Origin of the sequence: Vagococcus lutrae (assembly GCF_023299185.1) — a bacterium.
Lineage (GTDB): Bacteria > Bacillota > Bacilli > Lactobacillales > Vagococcaceae > Vagococcus_A > Vagococcus_A lutrae.
This window is the reverse complement of record NZ_CP097017.1, coordinates 1,547,467-1,566,843: the sequence shown is the minus strand read 5'-3', so window position 1 is coordinate 1,566,843 and position 19,377 is coordinate 1,547,467. Positions and strand designations below refer to the sequence as shown.

23 protein-coding genes and 1 other annotated feature are annotated in these 19,377 nt (G+C 38.2%); of the genes, 3 read left to right on the top strand and 20 right to left on the bottom strand.

Annotated features, from left to right (window positions below; translation table 11 throughout):
* Window positions 1-6: 6 nt before the first annotated feature.
* From M2919_RS07535 to M2919_RS07515, 5 genes are all read right to left on the bottom strand, one after another.
* Window positions 7-960 carry a DUF1351 domain-containing protein gene (locus M2919_RS07535; protein WP_248848539.1) on the bottom strand — a complete coding sequence of 318 codons (954 nt, stop codon included), beginning with the start codon at window positions 958-960 and terminating at the stop codon, window positions 7-9.
* Window positions 957-1,697 (bottom strand): ERF family protein, encoded by a 741-nt coding sequence (locus M2919_RS07530; protein WP_376716154.1) that lies wholly within the window; start codon window positions 1,695-1,697, stop codon window positions 957-959. Before M2919_RS07530 ends, M2919_RS07535 begins: the two co-directional genes overlap by 4 nt.
* A gap of 235 nt (window positions 1,698-1,932) precedes the next feature.
* The gene (locus tag M2919_RS07525) at window positions 1,933-2,076 is read right to left on the bottom strand and encodes a hypothetical protein (RefSeq protein WP_248848538.1); all 144 of its coding nucleotides are present in this window, start codon (window positions 2,074-2,076) and stop codon (window positions 1,933-1,935) included.
* A gap of 12 nt (window positions 2,077-2,088) precedes the next feature.
* Window positions 2,089-2,787 carry a Rha family transcriptional regulator gene (locus tag M2919_RS07520; protein ID WP_248848537.1) on the bottom strand — a complete coding sequence of 233 codons (699 nt, stop codon included), beginning with the start codon at window positions 2,785-2,787 and terminating at the stop codon, window positions 2,089-2,091.
* 164 nt (window positions 2,788-2,951) lie between these two features.
* The gene (locus M2919_RS07515; protein ID WP_248848536.1) at window positions 2,952-3,149 is read right to left on the bottom strand and encodes a helix-turn-helix transcriptional regulator; all 198 of its coding nucleotides are present in this window, start codon (window positions 3,147-3,149) and stop codon (window positions 2,952-2,954) included.
* A gap of 174 nt (window positions 3,150-3,323) precedes the next feature.
* Between M2919_RS07515 and M2919_RS07510 the strand changes: the two genes are divergently transcribed.
* The 3 genes from M2919_RS07510 (at window position 3,324) to M2919_RS07500 (ending at window position 6,154) form a co-directional block, all read left to right on the top strand.
* On the top strand, window positions 3,324-3,920 hold the full coding sequence (locus M2919_RS07510) for a LexA family protein (RefSeq protein ID WP_248848535.1): 597 nt from the start codon (window positions 3,324-3,326) through the stop codon (window positions 3,918-3,920).
* 93 nt (window positions 3,921-4,013) lie between these two features.
* The gene (locus M2919_RS07505; protein ID WP_248848534.1) at window positions 4,014-4,601 is read left to right on the top strand and encodes a hypothetical protein; all 588 of its coding nucleotides are present in this window, start codon (window positions 4,014-4,016) and stop codon (window positions 4,599-4,601) included.
* A gap of 122 nt (window positions 4,602-4,723) precedes the next feature.
* On the top strand, window positions 4,724-6,154 hold the full coding sequence (locus tag M2919_RS07500; protein WP_248848533.1) for a recombinase family protein: 1,431 nt from the start codon (window positions 4,724-4,726) through the stop codon (window positions 6,152-6,154).
* A gap of 48 nt (window positions 6,155-6,202) precedes the next feature.
* Here the strand turns inward: M2919_RS07500 and M2919_RS07495 are convergent, their stop codons facing one another.
* The 15 genes from M2919_RS07495 to radA form a co-directional block, all read right to left on the bottom strand.
* Window positions 6,203-6,538 carry a type II secretion system protein gene (locus M2919_RS07495; protein ID WP_248848532.1) on the bottom strand — a complete coding sequence of 112 codons (336 nt, stop codon included), beginning with the start codon at window positions 6,536-6,538 and terminating at the stop codon, window positions 6,203-6,205.
* Entirely contained in the window at window positions 6,519-6,974 is a 456-nt protein-coding gene (gene comGD, locus M2919_RS07490; RefSeq protein WP_248848531.1) for a competence type IV pilus minor pilin ComGD, read from the bottom strand. Before comGD ends, M2919_RS07495 begins: the two co-directional genes overlap by 20 nt.
* Window positions 6,971-7,267: a competence type IV pilus major pilin ComGC gene (comGC, locus tag M2919_RS07485; RefSeq protein WP_248848530.1), complete on the bottom strand. Its 297-nt coding sequence runs from the start codon at window positions 7,265-7,267 to the stop codon at window positions 6,971-6,973. The genes comGD and comGC overlap by 4 nt, the downstream gene beginning before the upstream one ends.
* Window positions 7,267-8,379 (bottom strand): competence type IV pilus assembly protein ComGB, encoded by a 1,113-nt coding sequence (gene comGB / locus M2919_RS07480; protein WP_248848529.1) that lies wholly within the window; start codon window positions 8,377-8,379, stop codon window positions 7,267-7,269. The genes comGC and comGB overlap by 1 nt, the downstream gene beginning before the upstream one ends.
* Window positions 8,279-9,298, bottom strand: coding sequence for a competence type IV pilus ATPase ComGA (gene comGA / locus M2919_RS07475; protein ID WP_222316879.1), 1,020 nt, complete (start codon window positions 9,296-9,298; stop codon window positions 8,279-8,281). The genes comGB and comGA overlap by 101 nt, the downstream gene beginning before the upstream one ends.
* A gap of 96 nt (window positions 9,299-9,394) precedes the next feature.
* Window positions 9,395-10,120: a YebC/PmpR family DNA-binding transcriptional regulator gene (locus M2919_RS07470; RefSeq protein WP_126762373.1), complete on the bottom strand. Its 726-nt coding sequence runs from the start codon at window positions 10,118-10,120 to the stop codon at window positions 9,395-9,397.
* 74 nt (window positions 10,121-10,194) lie between these two features.
* A complete protein-coding gene (locus tag M2919_RS07465; RefSeq protein ID WP_248848528.1) occupies window positions 10,195-11,196 on the bottom strand; it encodes a YeiH family protein in 1,002 nt (333 codons plus the stop codon).
* Window positions 11,197-11,284: 88 nt separating this feature from the next.
* Window positions 11,285-11,806 carry an NYN domain-containing protein gene (locus M2919_RS07460; RefSeq protein ID WP_248848527.1) on the bottom strand — a complete coding sequence of 174 codons (522 nt, stop codon included), beginning with the start codon at window positions 11,804-11,806 and terminating at the stop codon, window positions 11,285-11,287.
* 17 nt (window positions 11,807-11,823) lie between these two features.
* Window positions 11,824-12,606: a 23S rRNA (guanosine(2251)-2'-O)-methyltransferase RlmB gene (gene rlmB / locus M2919_RS07455; protein WP_126762367.1), complete on the bottom strand. Its 783-nt coding sequence runs from the start codon at window positions 12,604-12,606 to the stop codon at window positions 11,824-11,826.
* Complete coding sequence (locus M2919_RS07450) at window positions 12,593-13,006, bottom strand: Mini-ribonuclease 3 (RefSeq protein ID WP_023607069.1); 414 nt, start codon at window positions 13,004-13,006, stop codon at window positions 12,593-12,595. The genes rlmB and M2919_RS07450 overlap by 14 nt, the downstream gene beginning before the upstream one ends.
* Window positions 13,007-14,425 carry a cysteine--tRNA ligase gene (cysS, locus tag M2919_RS07445; RefSeq protein ID WP_248848526.1) on the bottom strand — a complete coding sequence of 473 codons (1,419 nt, stop codon included), beginning with the start codon at window positions 14,423-14,425 and terminating at the stop codon, window positions 13,007-13,009.
* On the bottom strand, window positions 14,409-15,014 hold the full coding sequence (epsC, locus tag M2919_RS07440; protein ID WP_272158218.1) for a serine O-acetyltransferase EpsC: 606 nt from the start codon (window positions 15,012-15,014) through the stop codon (window positions 14,409-14,411). The genes cysS and epsC overlap by 17 nt, the downstream gene beginning before the upstream one ends.
* Window positions 15,015-15,223 (bottom strand) — a binding site (T-box leader).
* Window positions 15,221-16,687: a glutamate--tRNA ligase gene (gene gltX / locus M2919_RS07435; RefSeq protein WP_126762359.1), complete on the bottom strand. Its 1,467-nt coding sequence runs from the start codon at window positions 16,685-16,687 to the stop codon at window positions 15,221-15,223. Its footprint overlaps the feature before it by 3 nt.
* Window positions 16,688-16,782: 95 nt before the next feature.
* Entirely contained in the window at window positions 16,783-17,913 is a 1,131-nt protein-coding gene (locus M2919_RS07430) for a PIN/TRAM domain-containing protein (RefSeq protein ID WP_126762357.1), read from the bottom strand.
* A gap of 18 nt (window positions 17,914-17,931) precedes the next feature.
* Complete coding sequence (radA, locus tag M2919_RS07425; RefSeq protein WP_248848525.1) at window positions 17,932-19,302, bottom strand: DNA repair protein RadA; 1,371 nt, start codon at window positions 19,300-19,302, stop codon at window positions 17,932-17,934.
* Window positions 19,303-19,377: the final 75 nt, after the last annotated feature.

Sequence of the window (19,377 nt, the reverse complement as noted above, 5' to 3'; positions counted from 1 at the left end):
TCGCTCCTAAAAAGGTAAATCGTCAATTGCTAGGTCTTCTGTGATGTCTTCCTGAATTTCCTCTACTCGCATATTTTGACTAATGATAAAATCGTTTAATGCATTAAGCTGTTCAATCGTCCCGTAAATTTTTAATGAGGCGGAATAAATGACAGTCGGTTCTGAAATCGTCTGTTGTGTTTCTTTAATGTCTTCTGCGAATTGTTCCGCTTCCTGCGCTGCTTGCTGTTGTCTAGCGATGAATTCATCGTGTTCTTGGCGTTTTTGCTCTTGTTCAGCAGCCAGCCTCTCTTTTCGCTCTCTTTCTAAATTAATTAAATCGATTATCTCTAAGGCCGATTTAAATTCTAGTTGACTGATCCATCCAGCCGGTTCAATATCTTGTGCTTTACAAAATTCTGTTAAAATACGAAGCTCTGTTTCTTTCCGTTCTTTTTCTTTTACTGCTTGTGTAATTGCTGCGTCTACTTCTTCTTCAAATTTTCCAGTCGGTTTTAATTTTGACGTCCAGTTGCCTTTATTAAGCCACCTTGGGTCTTTATCTATATCATCAATAGAAATATCTACTTCTTCCGCTTTGCTCGTTAGAAGTGAATTTAAAGCTATTTCTCGTTCTTCTTTTTCAGCGTCTTCTATCACCTTGAGTCCTTCGCGTATATCGTTCAAAGGTTCATCAATTAATTGAGTTAAGGCTTTGATTTTTTCTTCAAATTCCTTCAGCGGCTTGTTATAAACTGCCTTCACTTCTTTGCGTTCGTTTTCAATGGCATTCAGTAATGCTAAAAGTTCCGAACGCGCTTGATTAGCACCTTTTTTCTCATCTCTTGTAAATACCAGTCCTTTATATCTTGCTGCGTACTTTTCGACTTCCGTTTTTAATTCGTCGTAATTGGTCATATCTAAAATTGCCGGAGTAAAATCTAGATATACTTTTCTTTCTGCTACTAATTCATTACTCATTTTCGTTGCCCCCATCTAATGCCATCTAGTTCTGTTTGTACCGGTTGTTGTGCTGATTCTTGTGCCGGTTGTTTCGCTATTGTTTCATTCGTTTCTTTCTGTTTCATCGCAAACGCCTTGTAATAGCCCATTACTCTCACTCTGTCAACTTGTTCAATCCGTGCTACATTTTCTTTCTTGATAATGTATTGGTTTAATTCATTTAAGTCTCGATTATTTTCTAATAAGTACGTTCGATACTTCGCTATCAACGTTTCAATCTCTTTCTGGTTGTCAGATTGTGTTGGTTGAGTATTTTTCTGTCTCTCTTTTTGAGTTTCGTTCGCAGCTTGTCCATCATCGTCTTTGTCTGCTGCAATACCAAAGGCTGCTGATAATGCGTATCTTCTTGCGTATGTTGAAAGACTACCCAGACCTTGTGGATTTTGACCGCTTGTCGGGAATGTAAATGGTCCATGCAGCACCCATTGACCACTTTTATGGTAGATTATTGTATTTACAGATAAGTTATTATTCTCATTAATAACTTCCTGTTGAAAATCAATGCCTGACTCTGATGTTTGTGCTGCTTCTCTAATCGCTTCTTCAATTGCTTTTAGTGTTGCATATTCAAATTTTGTACGATCACCTTTTTTTGTCCTGTAGTCTACCGAGCTGTCAAATTTCGGTTGCTTTAATTTACTTTTCAGTAAAAACATTCCGTTGAAAAGCTCCTCTACTCCTTCACTCATTTTCATTATTTTTCCTCATTTCATGGTATAATAGACTTGTTTTATATTTACTTAGACTGATTTTTGCTTGCCGGCGAATCAGTCTTTTTTTCTTTTATTTCTATAGCCTCTAGATATAAGGCGTATCTCCGATGCATTTTGATTTTATATCCCAAGTTACCGCATACGTATTTAGCCCAAGTTTCGCCGTTCGCTACAAGCCAATTCTCGAAGTTGTGATAACGCATTCTCTCACCACCTTTCAGCTTAAAAGCGTTACAATCAACGCTATAATTAATGCAATGTTCAACGTAAACGATACGTAAAGCAGCAACTGAAACTGTCTAATGCGTTTTACCGGTGAGTGCCAAGTGCCTACTTTAGCTAATAAAAATTTTCTTTTCATTCTTAGTTCCTCCTACAATTCCAGTCTTAATTGATTTATTCTAGTTTTCGTTAAAGATGAAGGCTCCCATGTGTTTACAAAATCAACTGCTGCCTGGAAGTCTTTGTCTTTGATTCTTCCTCTGTGTGGCACTCCAAACAATTCTTTAATACTCTTTCCAATATCGCTAAATAATAAGGATTTAGCTTTTTGTTCCAGGTGCTGCTCTTTGCAAATAATCGCGACTTTTCGTCTAATCATTCGATCCAGTGAGTTTTTATCTTCCGTGCTAATCAACTGCTTTTCTTTAATTTCTTTTACATCTTCTTCGAGTACTTCGACTCGTTCGTTTGTTTGCTTTTGAGCGTCAAACGTTAGTTGTAAAATTTCCATTGGATCCGTCGGCAGTTGATATCTTGTGTCTGTCTTAATATGTTCTTCCATCTTGTTAAATGCTTCTATGTACTTGAGTTTGAATTGCATTGCTTTTTTGCCGGTGAAGCCCATTGCTAGTAAAGTAAATCCGTCACGATTCATGATAATTTGTCGGTATTCTTTACCGCGGTTTTTGTATGTATCTTCATAAAACATTCGGTGGCGTAAATCTTCGCTACCAATTTCTAAATTATCAATCGCCTTTAAAACATCTTTATGTTGCTTCCCGAATATTTCGGCAATTCTTAAACTTGTTGTTACTGCCTGTTTATTTTTCATCACTACTAATTCCTTCATGCTAATACCTCCATATTGATAATTTTATAAATTGTTAAACTTAACTCTTTTGGTAAAACTATGCTTGAAATGTTAGGTATTTCTTTCCCGTTTAAATCAATGTGCGTTATTTTTAATATCATTTTCTATTTACCTCTCCTTCCATAACTACGGTTTTTCCGTAGTTATTGTTTAAAAAAAACTATACGGTCTAATGAAATCCCCGTACTTTTAGAAAATTTAAACGCATCATCCATTCTAAATATAGAACGTCCTTTTTCGTATTTGATGTAAGTTGCTTCGCTCATGCCTAATTCAGCAGCAATTTGAACTTGAGTTTTACCAGACAATTTACGAGCTTGCTCGATTGTATATCTTTCCATTTATGCCACCCCCTTCCTGGTGTAAATTTATAATACTACGGTTTTTCCGTATTGTAAACACGAAAATACAGTTTTCCTTTATTTTTATGCTTTTTATCTATATAAAAATACGGAAATACTTTACTACCTGCAAGTACAGATGTATAATGTAGTTATATACAGGAGGTGGAAAGTTTGGAATTAAAAGATAAAATAAAACTTTTAAGAAAAGAAAATGGACTAACTCAATTAGAATTAGCTAAACGACTGGATGTAGCGCCAACATCAGTGTCTTCATGGGAAAGAGGAGCGAATAAACCGCTAATGGATAAAATTGAGGTAATGGCTCAGATGTTCGATGTTCCTCTAAGTTACTTTTTCAAGGATATTGAGCTTTTTAAAGGCGATATCATATCGATACCTATAATCGGTGAAATTGCGTGTGGTGATCCTATCACCGCTAACGAAAACATACTAGGTTATCGTGATCGTTCTAGTACTAACCTACCTACAGGTGATCTATTTTATTTAAAGGCTAAAGGTGATTCTATGGATCCAAAAATACCAGATGGTAGTTTTGTTTTAATAAGAGAACAACCTGACGTTGAAAATGGAGAAATTGCAGCTGTTTTGGTAAACGGAGACACAGAAGCAACTCTCAAACGAATACGGAAAGTACAAGACTCTCTCGTTCTTGAACCTTTAAACCCAGATTACAATCCTTATATAGTTAACGAAAGCAATCCGGCCAGAATTTTAGGAAAAGCTATTGAAGTGACATCAACTCTATAAAAATAGCACACTACTCTCTTCCGCTAAAGATTGAGTAGTGCACTATATAGATAGGTTTACAAAAATATTATATCACATAGGAGGAAGATACAAATGGCAAAAAAACAGGTTACGGGCGAAGATGGGAAAAAATATGTAATGAAAGAAAAAAAACCATTTTATAAAAAGTGGTGGTTCTGGTTGATAATTATTGTTATCGCAATAAGCTTCTTTGGACAAGATAATGATAAAGATGACAAAAAAGATACAGCTTCTAAGAAAACAGAAGTAGTAAAGAAAGATACTAAAGAAGGTGACACAAACGAAACAAACGAAATAAGTACAAATGAAACTAAAAGTACAACAAAAATAAATAAACCTGCAGCTGAAGAACAGTATCAACAAATATTAGACGAATACAGTGTTAAGATAAAGGACGCCGCTCCAAAATTAGTCGCAGAATACAATGCCGAGTATCCAAATAATAATGATGGTATTGAAGGTCTTGCTGAATTATCTAATGAAAAAATAGAAAAGTTAGCTGAAATATCTAACGATGGAATCGCTGAAATGGCTGAAGTAATGTATTCCAATGGTTCAGGTAGTTACGAAGAATATGAAGATTGGGCACAAAAATTACTAGATGTTTACATGGAGGAAGCCCAACAAATTACAGATGCTTACATGAATTCTGCACAGTAAAACAAATAAATAAAAACACTACTCTCCCCGACCAAAGTTTGAGTAGTGCATTCTGGCTGACAATAGACTGTTTAAGTCTCGTTTGTCATGCCCTATTTTAACATAATAGGAGCTGAAATAATATGAAAACCGCTATTTACGTAAGAGTTTCAACAAATGAACAAGCGGAAGAAGGCTATTCAATTGATGAACAGATTGATAAATTAAAGAAGTTTTGTGAAGTTAAAGACTGGCACGTGATGGGCGTTTATAAGGACCCAGGCTTTACGGGTTCGAATATTGATCGACCTGGTTTAAAAAAGTTAATCCGTGACGTGGAGAAGAAGAAAGTAGACACGGTTGTTGTTTATAAACTGGACCGATTATCTCGTTCGCAAAAAGACACTCTATTTTTAATTGAGGATGTATTCGGCGCGAACCATACGAACTTTGTTTCGTTAAATGAAAACTTTGATACCTCCACCCCTTTTGGTAAAGCAATGATTGGAATTCTAGCGGTATTTGCGCAACTGGAGCGAGAACAAATAAAAGAACGTATGCAGATGGGGAAACTCGGGCGGGCGAAGTCTGGTAAGGCTATGAGTTGGCATTGGCCGCCGTTCGGCTATAAACATAAAGGTGATAGTTATGAAATTGTGGAGTTAGAAGCACAAATAGTAAAACAGATATTTCATGATTATTTATCGGGCATATCAATTACCAAGTTAAAAGACAAAATGAATGATGAAGGTCATATAGCTAAAGATATTCCTTGGTCTTACCGTACTATTAGGCAAACGCTAGACAATCCAACTTATGCCGGATATACAAAATATAAAGATCAAATCTTTCCAGGAAACCATGAAGCAATCGTTTCTAAAGAAGTATATGAAGAAGTTCAAAAGCAACTAGTCATTAGACAAAAAGAAGCTTATCAAAAAAACAATATTTCTAGACCGTTCCAGGCGAAGTATCTAGTTTCGGGCTTGGTTCGTTGCGGTCATTGTGGCGCTGCTTTAGGTTTACATCAGTACGCCAAGAAGAAAGATGGAACGCGTACTAAAATATATAAATGCCATTCACGAACGAAAAAGCGACACTCGACAATGGCAAAGGCTGACCACTGTATTTCTCGCGATTACCAAAAAGAAGAATTAGAAGCGGCTGTGTTAAATGAAATTGAAAAATTAAGGTTAAACCCCAGCTTAATGAAAAACTATTCTGTTACACCTGAGGTTGACGACACACCTCTAATTAAACGAATAGAGGAACTGGACCGCAAACTTGAAAAATTAGTGAATCTATATCTTGATGAAACTTTACCGCTTGACGTATTAAACGAACGAAAAGAAGCTATCCAAAAAGAAAAGAAGGCAATTGAGAAAAAGCTGGACGGTGTGGAAAAGGAAAAACCGGAGCTTGAAAAGTCAGAAGCGCTAGGAATTTTAAAAAGTTTGAAAGGCTCTATCCTGGCCTTAGACTATGAAAAGCAAAAAGTTATCGTACGTCAGCTAATAAAACAAATCACATTAAAAGACGATGAAATGGTGATACAATGGCGTTTTGTGGTATAAACATATTTACTATACCGCATTTCAAGTAACGTAAAACCTTTCATGTTACTATTTTTCATAAATAAGCCACTTCTCTACTGGGGAATGAGTTTCAATCATTATTCGCCCTTTTTCATGACCGCCAATACTCGCTTGAATGTGATATTGTCTTCCGTCATTTGTGATGGTTGTATTCACACTGTCTGTTTCTTTCATCAGGCGTTGACTACTTTCATAGCCCAAACGAGCAGCGTCAGTCCGTCTTTGCCACTTTGCTGTCTGTTCTTTCATTTGAACGATAATCGGTAACAAACTGAGCATTACCAAACATAACACACCTAAACTAATAGAACTTTCTAGTAGAATAAACCCATAAAACCCTGTATTACTTCTCTTTTTTTTCAAGTTTCCCACTCCCCACGTTTACCGTATAAACAATTGGCTGTTTGTCGACTTCATTGTAAAAGTACACAGTTAAAGCTGGATGGGCAAGATTGCCTGTCGTTCCATTAAACATAATCGTCGTGTTCGATTGCATAGTAACTTCTGACGGCACACCCCAGCTATCAAAAGCCCTATCACCTGTTAACTCAATCATTTCCGTTTCAATACATCCTTTAGCCCGATTGAGCTTCAAGCGAGACGGCCGGCCTGTTAACATCGCCATTTGTTGACACCGCTTATAAACTGTTTCGAAATGAGCACAAAAGTCATTCACGTGATAACGTGCCATCCACTTTTGATAGCTAATGATAGGCCACCCTACTAAGATAAGTGTCAGTGATAAAACGATTAAAACTTCTAAGAGAGTAAAGCCTCCAAACTTATCATGCTGCTTCATTTAATCCCCTGTAATAAGTTTAATTCTTGTGCTTTCTTTATCTGCTTGTTATCTAAATACCCTTTATTTATTAAATTATCAACGCTGATTTCATCTGTTTCGTTAAATTGATACAACTCGATTTGCGTTTTAACGACCTGTTCAAATGCTACATCACTTTTCTGTTCTGCTTTTTTTCCATGTTCGACTAATTTAGGTGTTACTAACATAACTAAAAAACTAATGATTAAGATAACGACTAGCATTTCTAATAATGTAAAGCCTTGATACTTTTTTCTTTTTTTTGCTAACATTACTCCATTCCTCCTATTGCATCATACATTGGCAATAAAATAGCCGCATAAATCGAAATAATCAATAATGCCACTATGATAAACACTAGTGGTTGAATCCACTGAATTACTTTTTCTATTTTTCGCATTAGCTGTTGCCACACGCGGCTCCCGTAAATTTGTAATTCTTTTCCTAACTTTCCTGTGACTTCCCCTTCTAATAAAATTAATTTAAATCCAGGTAAAACAAAATGCCAGGATTGAAACGGCTCACTCAACGATTCACCTGACTCTAATGCTTGACTTAACGTCGTCCCCATTTCTTTCATTAAAGGGGTACTCCCTTCTGCTTTCATCAACGAAAAAACATCTCGTAATGGTAAACCCAGCACTAGTAATTTTCCCCACTCATAAGCAAAAAAAGAGGTAGTATAATCAGTCAGCCACGTGCCCAACAATGGCAAGCGGCTGCATAAGTTCATCTTTTGGGAGGCCGTTTTGTTTCTTAAAATATAACGACATAGCAAAAAAATGACTAGTATTCCTAGTAACAACCCGATTAAAAAAGACGGAGCATAGGTAATCACTTTTACACCTAAATTATCACGTGGATTCTCAATAGAGGCTTGCAACTGTGGCAATAATACGCCTCGCATAAAACCAAACATTCCTATTAAAAATATGAACAGAATCAATGGATATGTCATTACTTGATAAAACTTGCGTCGCTGTTTCTCACTATCTCTCATTTGCTTAGCCACATGATGTAACGTCCCAATAAAATCACCATGTCTCTCAGCAAAGTACAACTGTGTCACTTGTTGCGCAGAAAAACCAAGTGTTTTAAAGCCTTCGTATAGCGGATGTCCATTTTTCAACATGGTTTGTAATTGTTCAATAAACTGATGGGGTTCTGGCCAAATCTTTTGAAGAAATGACAAACTTTCTTGATAGCTAAAACCATTTTCTAAAAGCTTCGCTAGTAAGGACACAAAATCATAGCGAGCAGAGCGCTTTAAATGATACTGAGCGCTAGTGTTGAAATGCCAAGTACGTTTCTTCTGTAATATAGCCCAAAGCCCAGATTTTTTTGAGTCGTTCGTTCCAACGGTCTTTCGCTTGAAATATTTCACGAACCTCTCCTCTCTCTTCTAAAAAATAAGAATCATATAGGACGCCTACCTGTTTAGTTGGACAGTAGGTAGAACATTTCTTTTCGCAGTATGGACAATAGATGGGTAATAAACGTTGATAGGTGATGCCTTTTAGACACTGCTTCAACTCTTCTGGTGATACCCCTAGCTCAATCAAACGTAGCCATACTCCTGGCCCATCACTTGCATGAACCGTCGAAAAAATAGTATGCCCTGTTAATGCGCCTCTTACAACAGCTCGAGCAGTTTGTTCATCACGTATTTCCCCTACTATCAATATATCGGGCCGGTGCCGTAAACATAGTTGAACAAGACGCTCATATGTCGCTTCGATTGCTTCGTTAATTTGTAACTGTAAAAACGCCGGTTGTTCCATCTCAACGGGGTCTTCAATCGTAATCACTTGTTGATTTTTAGCTAGATGCTGGGCCAAATGATACATCGTCGTCGTTTTTCCAGAACCTGTTGGCCCTGAAAATAAATACAAGCCACTTTTTCGACTTTCTTTCAATAATTTTTGATACATTTTTGGCAAAAAAGTAATAAAAGTTCCACCATATTCAGCAGTATATAGAAAACGAACGACCATTGATTCACGATTTTGATAATCTGCTACGGTAGAAAAACGTAATCTTAGAGCGACTTTTTCATCTAAAGGATACGTTGCTGAACCTACTTGCATTCGCCTTTTCTCTGCAACATCCATATCCGCCAAGTATTTGAGATGAACTAAAATTTTTTCTCCCAGTGACTGATTTATTTGACGATAAAGACGTTGTTGATTATTTTGACGAAAAGTGATTTCGTAGCCTTTCGGATGTGGAAACAAATACATATCGCTAGCCCGTTGACTATATCCTTCTTTTAGTAAGTGATAAACTTGCTCCTGAACGTTCATAACTCCCTCCTCTCTTCATTATTTTCCCCATCTATATATAGTATTCGCAATTTAAACAAAAAAATCCCACAAATTTAAAAATTTGTGGGATTTTTTTTATAAATTAGCAGATGTGTAAACATCTGACACATCATCGTCTTCTTCAAGAGCGTCTACTAGTTTTTCTAATTTCTCTAATGCTTCGCCTTCAACAGTCATCTCATTTTGTGGCACCATCGTTAACTCAGCTTGAGCTAGGGTAAATCCTTCTGCTTCTAAAGCATCTCGAACACTAGTAAACTCAGCTCCCTCGCAATAGATTTCAAAGACTTCATCTGATGTCAGTAAATCATCAGCACCGACTTCTAAGACAGTCATCATCATCGTATCTTCATCTATATCTAGTCCTTCACGCTCAATCGCGATATACCCCTTACGATCAAACATATAACTAACCGAGCCAGTTTCTCCTAGCGAGCCTCCATTACGAGTAAAGGCAACACGCACGTTACTAGCTGTACGATTTCGATTATCTGTTAGAGCATACACTAAAATCGCTACGCCTCCTGGACCATAACCTTCATAAGTCACTTCATCATAATGCTCGCCCGCACCTGAAGCCGTCGCTTTTTTAATCGCACGTTGAATATTATCATTTGGCATATTCGCTGAGCGTGCTTTATCAAGTACTAATCGTAAAGATGGGTTTGTAGCCGGATCAGGTCCACCACTCTTTGCTGCCATGTATATCTCACGCGATAATTTTTGGAATATTTTTCCTCTTTTAGCATCTTGGGCATTTTTTCTGCCTTTGATGTTATTCCACTTGGAATGTCCTGCCATTCTCTACACCCTCTTTCTTTGTATTGAAACCTTCTATATAATACCAAATTTCCAACATTTTCGCAAAATAGATTTTAAAACAACCATTTAATTAAAAGCCACGCCATGCCTATTTGCATGCCACCTGTCAACAAGCCAAACATCATAGAACGCGGACCTTCTCTTACTAAATCTTTAAACTTCACACGCATGCCAATTCCTGCTAAAGCAATAATCTCAAATTGATTACTTATTTTTTTAGCGACGACACTTATTATCAACGGAACAGACACTAGCGTTACTACTAAGCATAATATCATAAATGTTAAAATAAACCAGGGTATGCCTACTCGCTTAGTTACATTATCTGTTTCTTTTCGAAACAACGGGCCGTCTTCTGCTGTATTTATCTTCGAAAATACCATCGCAACGACAACTAACAAGACAATACGTAACAATTTAAAGACCGTCGCAAACTGTGTCACATCGTCATTCACTAATTTAGCCGAAGCAATGACTTGTCCGATAGACTGTAATGTTCCGCCAATCATAGCACTTGTTTGGACAGTATCATGTTGATACAACCAGCCCGTCAATATTGGTAAAAACACCATTAAAACTGTTCCCGTCAAATTGACCGTTGTAATGGAAATCCCCTTATCTTTCTCGTCAGCACCAAGAATCGGACTCACCGTTCCAATTGCTGATGAGCCACAAACGGCGTTACCTGCGCACATTAATAACGAAAACTTGCGGGTAAAGCCTAATAACTGCCCTAGCATAAAAACCGCCACAATCGTAAGAGTCATCTGAAGCACGATAAAAAGTCCACCATACCAGCCAATCGCCATGACTTCCATTACATTGAGCGTCAAACCGGTCAAAGCAATGGATATTTCAAGCAATTTACTCTCAGAGAATTTTACACCCACATCTAAATTTTTTTGATTTAAAAAGGTATTACCACACGCCATTCCTAATAAAATAGCAAAAAGCGCTGCCCCTATCTGCGGTGCTTGGCTTCCAATCATTTGAGCGACCCACGCAATCACTAAACACGCTAAAAATCCTGGTGCTATTTGTTTCACTCGTGACACAATCTCATCTCCTTTATCGTTTACTTATCCATTGTAACGTAAAAAAAACTTAAGTAAAAGAAACTTTTCACAGCTTCTTTACTTAAGTTTATTTCGATAAATCATCTCTTAAGGACTCTAGTTGTTTCATATCTGACAGCGACCACGGAATATTGCGATTGTATCTCTTATATTGTGATTCAATCACTTCGTCACGAATTGACTCTTTCGTCTCACGCATGTCTTTATACAATTCAAAGGCCGACTTTCTCAAAGCTCCTTTTGAAAAAACTAACCACTGCTCAGCTAAATCACTCGTAGCCACTGTAATTTGGACAAAACGTGCCGCCCATTCTCCTGCGACACGTTCAATATAGCTATCAGCCGTTTCGTCTTTTTTAGTAAAAACAACAGTCAGTTCAAACTCTTGATACATTTGTTGGATACCAGGTACAAACTGAGCATCAAATACGACCACGATTTCAATCCCACGAAACTTGCTGTAATTGGACAACTCAAAAAGCAGCAAATCTCGTGCGTCCGATAGCTTATCTTGATTTTTCAGTTTGACTAATTCAGGCCAAGCACCAATCATATTATAGCCATCTACGATTAAAATTTGGCGTTTCATCTCAGCTCCTCCTTTTTTTAATAACGTTTACGATAAACTTCATACATCATAATACCAGCTGCAACACTCGCATTCAAACTTTGTACGTGTCCTGTCATTGGAATCGTAAGAACTTCATCCAGTTCTTTTTTCAAACCTGGTGAAATCCCTTTTCCTTCATTACCAATAACTAAGGCAATCGACCCTTGTACTTGCCAATGACGATAGTCGGTGCCTTCCATATCCGTACCAAACACCCAGAACCCTTGCTCTTTTAAAGTACTGATTGCTTGAGACAAGTTTGTGACACGAGCGACTGGAATATGCTCAACAGCTCCCGTAGAAGTCTTTGAAACAATTGACGTAATACCAACTGCTCGATGTTTAGGTATAATCACACCGTCAACCCCTGTCGCATCGGCCGTCCGTAAAATAGAACCAAAATTATGCGGATCTTCAATCCCGTCTAAAATCAAATAAAACGGCTCTGTTTTTTTAGTTTGCTCGATTAGTTCCTCTAAGCTCAAGTATTCATATGGCGTCACCCCTAAAACGACACCTTGATGCACACCATGATCCGTCAATTTATCCAGTTTTGATTTAGGAACCCACTGAACCGGTACTTTCATTTTTGTGGCCATCTGTTTTACCTCATCAAAACGACGTCCTGTCACATCTTCTTGAATAAACACCTTATTGCCGCGTTTTTCTTTTAGTGCTTCTAAAACGCCATAAAACCCCATCACGAAATCAGTCGTCTGCTCATTTTCTTTTGAGTCTACTCTGTCATTACGCGACATTCTTTTTTTATTTTTTACCATGTGTTTCCTCCACTTTTTCAATACAATACGCGACTAATTCCTCTAAGCGTTGCTGTTGTTCCGTCAAATGTAAATACCCAAATAATGCCTCAAAGCCTGTGGAATGACGATAGGTCATCACGTCAGCATTTTTAGCCGTTGTATGACTTTTCGCATTTCGACCGCGTCGATAAATTTCTGCTTCTCTATCGGTTAAAATCGCTTCCTCTATCATTGACTTAATCAACCACGCCTGCCCCTTAGCCGAAACATAACGGGTAGCTTTACGATGCAACATATTTGGCTTCGTATTTCCCTGTCGAATCAAATAATCGCGAATCGCCACCTCATACACAGCGTCACCGATATAAGCTAACGCTAAACCATTTAGTAATTCAAACTGTTGTGTTGATTGACTCATTTACTCACGTCTCCAACGGGTGCCTTGTGCTGTATCTTCCAAGACTATCCCCTCATTTTTTAACAAATCACGAATCTCATCACTTCGAGCAAAATCGCGATTCGCTCTTGCTTCATTACGTTCTTGAATTAACCCTTCAATTCGTTCATCACTCTCTGTATCAGCTTCTTCATTTAATTCAATTCCAAAAATCTTCATCATCACCGTCAAACGTTCTAGTAAAGTCTTTAAAACTACTGCGGAAACAGACTCTTTTTCTATATAATGATTAATCCATGAAATAAATTCATAAATGACGGTAATACCATTTGCCGTATTAATATCATCGTCCATTTCTTGAATAAACCGTTGCTCTATTTCTTCAATATAAGCTAACATATCTGCATCATCTGGCAACGCTTCTGCTGCAGTAGCTAAACGAAATTGACTGTTTTTCACAGCCAATCGAATACGTTGTAAATTACTTTTAGCACTTGCTAAAGTTTTTTCATTAAACGGAATAGGTCGACGATATTGAGTCGTTGCTAACGCAAAACGAATAACTTGTGGGTCTTCTTTTTGCAAGAGCTCATGGGCCGTGACAAAATTACCCAATGACTTACTCATTTTCTCTTGTTGCTCGCCCACTGTCACATATCCGTTATGTAGCCAATACTTTGCAAAAGGCTGACCTGTTTTCGCTTCAGTCTGCGCAATTTCATTTTCATGATGCGGAAACTGTAAATCTTCTCCACCGCCATGAATATCAATTGTATTGCCTAAATGTTTTGTTGCCATGACAGAGCACTCAATATGCCAACCCGGGCGACCCGGCCCCCAAGGTGACTCCCAAGAAAGTTCTTTTTCATCTGCTACTTTTTTCCAAAGAGCAAAATCTAACGGGTCTTCTTTCTTCAATTGCTCATCGCCTGTTCGCTGGCTCGCACCAATTTCTAAATCATCTAAAGACTGGTGACTTAGTTGACCATAATTTTCAAAAGAACGTGTTCGATAATAGACATCGCCATCCGATTCATACGCATGGCCTTTAACCATTAGCTCTTCAATAAACGCAATAATGTCTTCAATGTGATCCGTTACTTTCGGATGACAGCAAGCAGGTTGGACATTTAAAGCAGCTGTATCTTCTTGATATGCTTCAATAAAGGTTTCGCTTAAGTCTTTAGGTGACATCGCCTGTTCTTTAGCAGTGCGAATAATCTTATCATCGACATCGGTAAAGTTTGAAACATATTTAACAGGATAACCACGATATTCTAAATAGCGACGAATCGTATCAAACGCGACAGTGCTTCGTGCATTTCCAATATGAATGTAGTTATAGACAGTCGGACCACACACATACATGGTGACTTCTTCTTTATTTTGTGGGATAAAAGGTTCTTTTTTTCTTGTCAAAGTATTATATAGTTGTATCATTTTTAGCCTCCTCTATAGCTTGTTTCTCTTTATCTATCCGGACGACTTTCGCCGGTAAACCAACGGCTGTCGCATACGCAGGAATCGATTCTAAAACAACAGCTGCTGCGCCAATTTTAGCAAATTCCCCAATTTCAATCGGACCTAATATTTGGACATGAGCTGAAATCATCGCTCCTCTTCGAACAGTTGGATGACGTTTACCACATTCTTTCCCCGTCCCTCCTAAAGTTACGCCATGATAGAGCTTGACATCATCTTCTATCACCGCTGTTTCTCCTATCACTATCCCCATGCCGTGATCAATGAACACTCGACGACCAATTTGAGCACCAGGATGAATTTCAATCCCAGTTATAAAACGCGAAATTTGTGAATTAATCCGTGCTAGTAATTTAAAGCCATGATTAAATAAAAAATGAGAAACGCGATGAAACCAAAGAGCGTGAATTCCAGGATAAGTTAAAATGACTTCCAAACTCGTTCTTGCTGCTGGGTCATTCTGCTTAATCGCCCGAATATCTTCTCTAATACGTCGCATAGCAAGACTCCTTTCTTGGTATAAAAAAAGCGTCTTTTGTTTATCCAAACAAAAGACGCTTTCACGTGGTTCCACTTTTTTTTGTCACCAAAAAGATGACCTTTCACGATAACGGTCGTTTGCCGTGCTTGACTACTAATTTTTCATCAAACCCACTTTAAAGAGGCATTTCCTACGATATCTTTATCTGTTTGCACCAACCACAGACTCTCTAAAAAAGATACATCGAGTACTTCTTCTTTATCATACGTGTTTTAAGCATTCATTGCTTCATCTAAATGTTGGATTGTTTTGTCTTTTCCTAAGAGTAAAATAGTATCGCCTAATTCAGGCCCGTGCATTTGTCCTGAAACTGCTACACGAATTGGCATAAAGAGATTTTTCCCTTTAACACCTGTTTCTTTTTGGACAGCTTTAATCGCTTGTTTGATTGATGGTACATCAAATTCTTCTAACGCTAACATTTGTTCACGGAAAGCTTTTAACACAGTCGGAACTGTTTCGCCTGCTAAAACTTCTTGTGAAGCTGCGTCACGTGTAGGATGCTCATCAAAGAACATTTGACTTAAATCAATAATCTCTGCCGCATAGCTCATTTGTGGTTGATATAACGCAACTAATTTTTCTAACCATGCTTGCTCGTCAGCAGACAAGTTTTCTGATAGTAAACCTTCTTTAACGAAGAACGGATGACACATCTCGACTAAGTCAGCTAATGGCATTTTTTTCATGTATTGATTGTTAATCCACTCAAGTTTTTTCGCATCAAATGCTGCGGGTGATTTGCTTAAGCGATCAGCATCAAACATACGGATTAAGTCTTCTTGACTAAAGATTTCTTCTTCACCTACTGGAGACCAACCAAGTAATGCGATAAAGTTAAACATCGCTTCTGGCAAATATCCTAATTCACGATACTGTTCAATAAATTGAAGAATCGTTTCATCACGTTTACTTAATTTTTTACCTGTTTCACTATTAATGATTAACGTCATATGTCCAAATGTTGGAGGTGTCCAACCAAATGCTTCATAAATCATTAATTGTTTTGGTGTATTCGCAATGTGGTCATCTCCACGTAAAACATGTGAGATTTCCATTAAATGGTCATCCACGACAACGGCAAAGTTATATGTTGGCATTCCGTCACGTTTTAAGATAACAAAATCGCCACCAACACTATCCGATTCAAATGTGATTGTTCCTTTTACTAAATCTTCAAAACTATAAGATTTATTACGTGGTGCGCGGAAACGAATCACGTAATCGCGACCTTCTGCTTCATATTTTGCTTGTTGTTCTGCCGTTAGATTGGCACATGTACCCGCATAACGAGGCATTTCTCCACGCGCCTCTTGTGCAGCACGTGCTTCTTCTAACTCTTCTTCAGTACAGTAACATTTATACGCTAAGTTACTCATTAATAACTGTTCGATAAGCGGTAAGTAGATGTCTTTACGTTCTGATTGACGATAAGGACCATATTTTCCTGGTTTTTGCGGGGACTCGACCCAATCAATATTTAACCACTGTAAGTTTTCTAGCTGGCTTTGTTCGCCACCTTCAATATTACGTTTTAAATCTGTGTCTTCAATACGAATGATAAATTCCCCATCGTGATGTTTCGCATATAAATAGTTAAATAATGCGGTACGGGCATTCCCGATGTGTAAATGTCCCGTTGGACTTGGTGCATAACGCACGCGTACTTTGTTTGACATTGTTATTTCTCTCCTCCATGCTGTAATGAACAGCTTACGTCTAAAGTTTACAAGTATTTTCAGATTTAGTAAAGGAAGATTCCTTCATATGACTGTTATTTTTTCTTTTCTGAGTGATTTTCTTTATTCGTTTGATTAATACCCTTTTGCGCATGCGCTGGTTTTGCAAAAATCATGCGACCAGCTGCTGTTTGCAAGGCGCTTGTCACGACTACTTCGATTTCTTTGTTCATATAGTGTTGGCCGTCCTCTACCACAATCATCGTACCATCATCGAGATAGGCAACCCCTTGTTGACGCTCCGTCCCGTCCTTAACGACTAAGACTCGCATATGCTCACCCGGAATCACAACCGGTTTCACTGCATTGGCAAGTGCATTAATATTCAGAACTGGAACATTCTGAAATTCAGATACTTTATTAAGGTTGTAGTCATTTGTCACTAACACGCCATCCAGTAATTTTGCCAAGCGAATGAGTTTACTATCGACTTCAGTAATATCTTCAAAATCACCATCGTACATTTCAACATCGACGCTTTCTTCTTTTTGTAAAGCGTTTAAAATATCTAAACCACGACGTCCACGTACGCGCTTCAAGCTATCACCCGAATCCGCGATAAACTGAAGTTCGTATAAAACGAAGTTAGGGATAAGCAATGTGCCTTCGATAAAGCCTGTTTTCGCAATATCATAGATACGACCATCAATAATAACGCTTGTATCTAATATTTTATAACGACGAAACGCCTCATCGGCTTTTCTCTCCAGGACATCCTCTTGATTACGACGATTTTTAGGACTAAGCATTTTACGCCACTCATCCATCTTGCTCGTTCCGATATTGAATCCTAAGAATCCTAAAATAACTAAAATAAATGCAGGTAACACGTTACTGATAAAAGGTATATCGATACTATAAAGAGGGAATGAGCCTAGCACCCCTAATAATAAACCAATAATTGTTCCGATAGCGCCAAACAACAAATATTGTGAGCTTTTTTTACTAATCGCTTCCTCTAATTTGCGTAAGGCTTTGAAAAATGAGGGACTAGTAACTAAGGCTAAGACTAAAAATATTAATGCCCCAATCACACCATTGGTAAAAGGATTATTAATGGTTTTATTTAACTCTAAATCAATCAGAGCCCACGCCGCAGGTAGCATGGTCACACCTAAACTAACGCCTGCTATGACAAAAAGTAAATTATAGACTTTCTTTAACATTTTCTACCTCCTTTCAAATTAAGGAAAAACTTTTCTTAGCGCTTCTGATAAGGTGGCAATTCCAACCACTTCAATATCAGCTGGCGGTGTATATCCATGTAAATTGTTTTTTGGTACGTACACTTTTTTAAAGCCTAACTTTTGAGCTTCTCTAATGCGTTGATCAATCCGATTCACCCGTCGTACTTCACCGGTCAAACCAATTTCGCCAATAAAACACTCGGTAGCACTAGTTCCCGTATCTTTGTAGCTCGAAGCGATACTCATCGCAATGGCTAAGTCAATCGCCGGTTCATCTAGCTTAACACCACCAGCAGCTTTTAAATACGCATCTTGATTTTGCAACAAAAGACCGGCTCGTTTTTCTAACACTGCCATAATCAGTGACACCCGGTTATAATCTAACCCAGTCGCTGTCCGCTTTGCGTTTCCAAATAAAGTAGGAGATACAAGAGCTTGAACTTCTGCTAAAATCGGACGACTGCCTTCCATCGACACCACAATCGCCGAGCCAGTCGCACCATCTAATCGCTCTTCTAAGAAGACTTCAGAAGGATTTAAGACTTCCTGTAATCCCGACTCCACCATCTCAAATATCCCAATCTCATTTGTCGATCCAAAACGGTTTTTTACCGCTCGCAAAATTCGAAAGGTATGATGACGATCCCCTTCAAAATACAACACCGTATCTACCATATGTTCTAACATTCTAGGACCTGCTAAGGCGCCTTCCTTTGTCACATGGCCTACGATAAAAATAGCAATATGATTAGTTTTAGCGATTTGCATTAACTCAGCAGTCGTTTCTCGGACTTGACTCACACTACCTGATGCACTGGCTATCTCCGGTTGCATCATCGTCTGGATGGAATCAATGATGACATAGTCTGGTTGTAAGTCTTCGATAGTTTGACGTATTTGAGACATATCTGTTTCTGGATAAATATAAAAATCATTGCCTTTAATCCCTAAACGCTCCGCACGCATTTTTATCTGCTCGGCACTTTCCTCACCAGACACGTATAAAACTACGCCATCAGCTTGATTAAGCTGTTGCGAAACTTGTAGTAACAACGTAGATTTCCCAATTCCTGGGTCTCCACCAATTAAAACAAGTGACCCGGGAACAACGCCACCACCCAACACACGATTAAGCTCGTCCATTTGTGTTTTTACACGGGGTTCTTTTTCCATCGCGACTTCTGTTAATCGCTTAGCCGTTGTTCGCTTGCCAGCTAGGCTGACGCGACTATGACGGTCAGGTTCTTCTTGTATCTTCACTTCCATCATTTCATTCCAAGCACCGCAGTTAGGGCATCTACCTAAATATTTAGGAGAAATGTAACCGCATGCTTGACATTCAAATTGTGTACGTTGCTTTTTTGCCACGATTTCTCCTCATTTCTATGCACGTTTATTCCTATATTTTAACATAAGACACGTGACTTTTGTGTAGACAACCCA

What these genes read in the sequence shown, in the direction of transcription:
- M2919_RS07470 (WP_126762373.1), bottom strand. Translation starts at nt 10,120, where the DNA reads ATGGCAGGACATTCCAAGTGGAATAACATCAAAGGCAGAAAAAATGCC.
- M2919_RS07505 (WP_248848534.1), top strand. Translation starts at nt 4,014, where the DNA reads ATGGCAAAAAAACAGGTTACGGGCGAAGATGGGAAAAAATATGTAATG.
- comGD (WP_248848531.1), bottom strand. Translation starts at nt 6,974, where the DNA reads ATGAAGCAGCATGATAAGTTTGGAGGCTTTACTCTCTTAGAAGTTTTA.
- M2919_RS07515 (WP_248848536.1), bottom strand. Translation starts at nt 3,149, where the DNA reads ATGGAAAGATATACAATCGAGCAAGCTCGTAAATTGTCTGGTAAAACT.
- M2919_RS07530 (WP_376716154.1), bottom strand. Translation starts at nt 1,697, where the DNA reads ATGAAAATGAGTGAAGGAGTAGAGGAGCTTTTCAACGGAATGTTTTTA.
- cysS (WP_248848526.1), bottom strand. Translation starts at nt 14,425, where the DNA reads ATGATACAACTATATAATACTTTGACAAGAAAAAAAGAACCTTTTATC.
- comGA (WP_222316879.1), bottom strand. Translation starts at nt 9,298, where the DNA reads ATGAACGTTCAGGAGCAAGTTTATCACTTACTAAAAGAAGGATATAGT.
- M2919_RS07450 (WP_023607069.1), bottom strand. Translation starts at nt 13,006, where the DNA reads ATGAGTCAATCAACACAACAGTTTGAATTACTAAATGGTTTAGCGTTA.
- M2919_RS07535 (WP_248848539.1), bottom strand. Translation starts at nt 960, where the DNA reads ATGAGTAATGAATTAGTAGCAGAAAGAAAAGTATATCTAGATTTTACT.
- M2919_RS07500 (WP_248848533.1), top strand. Translation starts at nt 4,724, where the DNA reads ATGAAAACCGCTATTTACGTAAGAGTTTCAACAAATGAACAAGCGGAA.
- M2919_RS07520 (WP_248848537.1), bottom strand. Translation starts at nt 2,787, where the DNA reads ATGAAGGAATTAGTAGTGATGAAAAATAAACAGGCAGTAACAACAAGT.
- rlmB (WP_126762367.1), bottom strand. Translation starts at nt 12,606, where the DNA reads ATGGTAAAAAATAAAAAAAGAATGTCGCGTAATGACAGAGTAGACTCA.
- M2919_RS07460 (WP_248848527.1), bottom strand. Translation starts at nt 11,806, where the DNA reads ATGAAACGCCAAATTTTAATCGTAGATGGCTATAATATGATTGGTGCT.
- comGC (WP_248848530.1), bottom strand. Translation starts at nt 7,267, where the DNA reads ATGTTAGCAAAAAAAAGAAAAAAGTATCAAGGCTTTACATTATTAGAA.
- M2919_RS07430 (WP_126762357.1), bottom strand. Translation starts at nt 17,913, where the DNA reads ATGTTAAAGAAAGTCTATAATTTACTTTTTGTCATAGCAGGCGTTAGT.
- gltX (WP_126762359.1), bottom strand. Translation starts at nt 16,687, where the DNA reads ATGTCAAACAAAGTACGCGTGCGTTATGCACCAAGTCCAACGGGACAT.
- M2919_RS07525 (WP_248848538.1), bottom strand. Translation starts at nt 2,076, where the DNA reads ATGAAAAGAAAATTTTTATTAGCTAAAGTAGGCACTTGGCACTCACCG.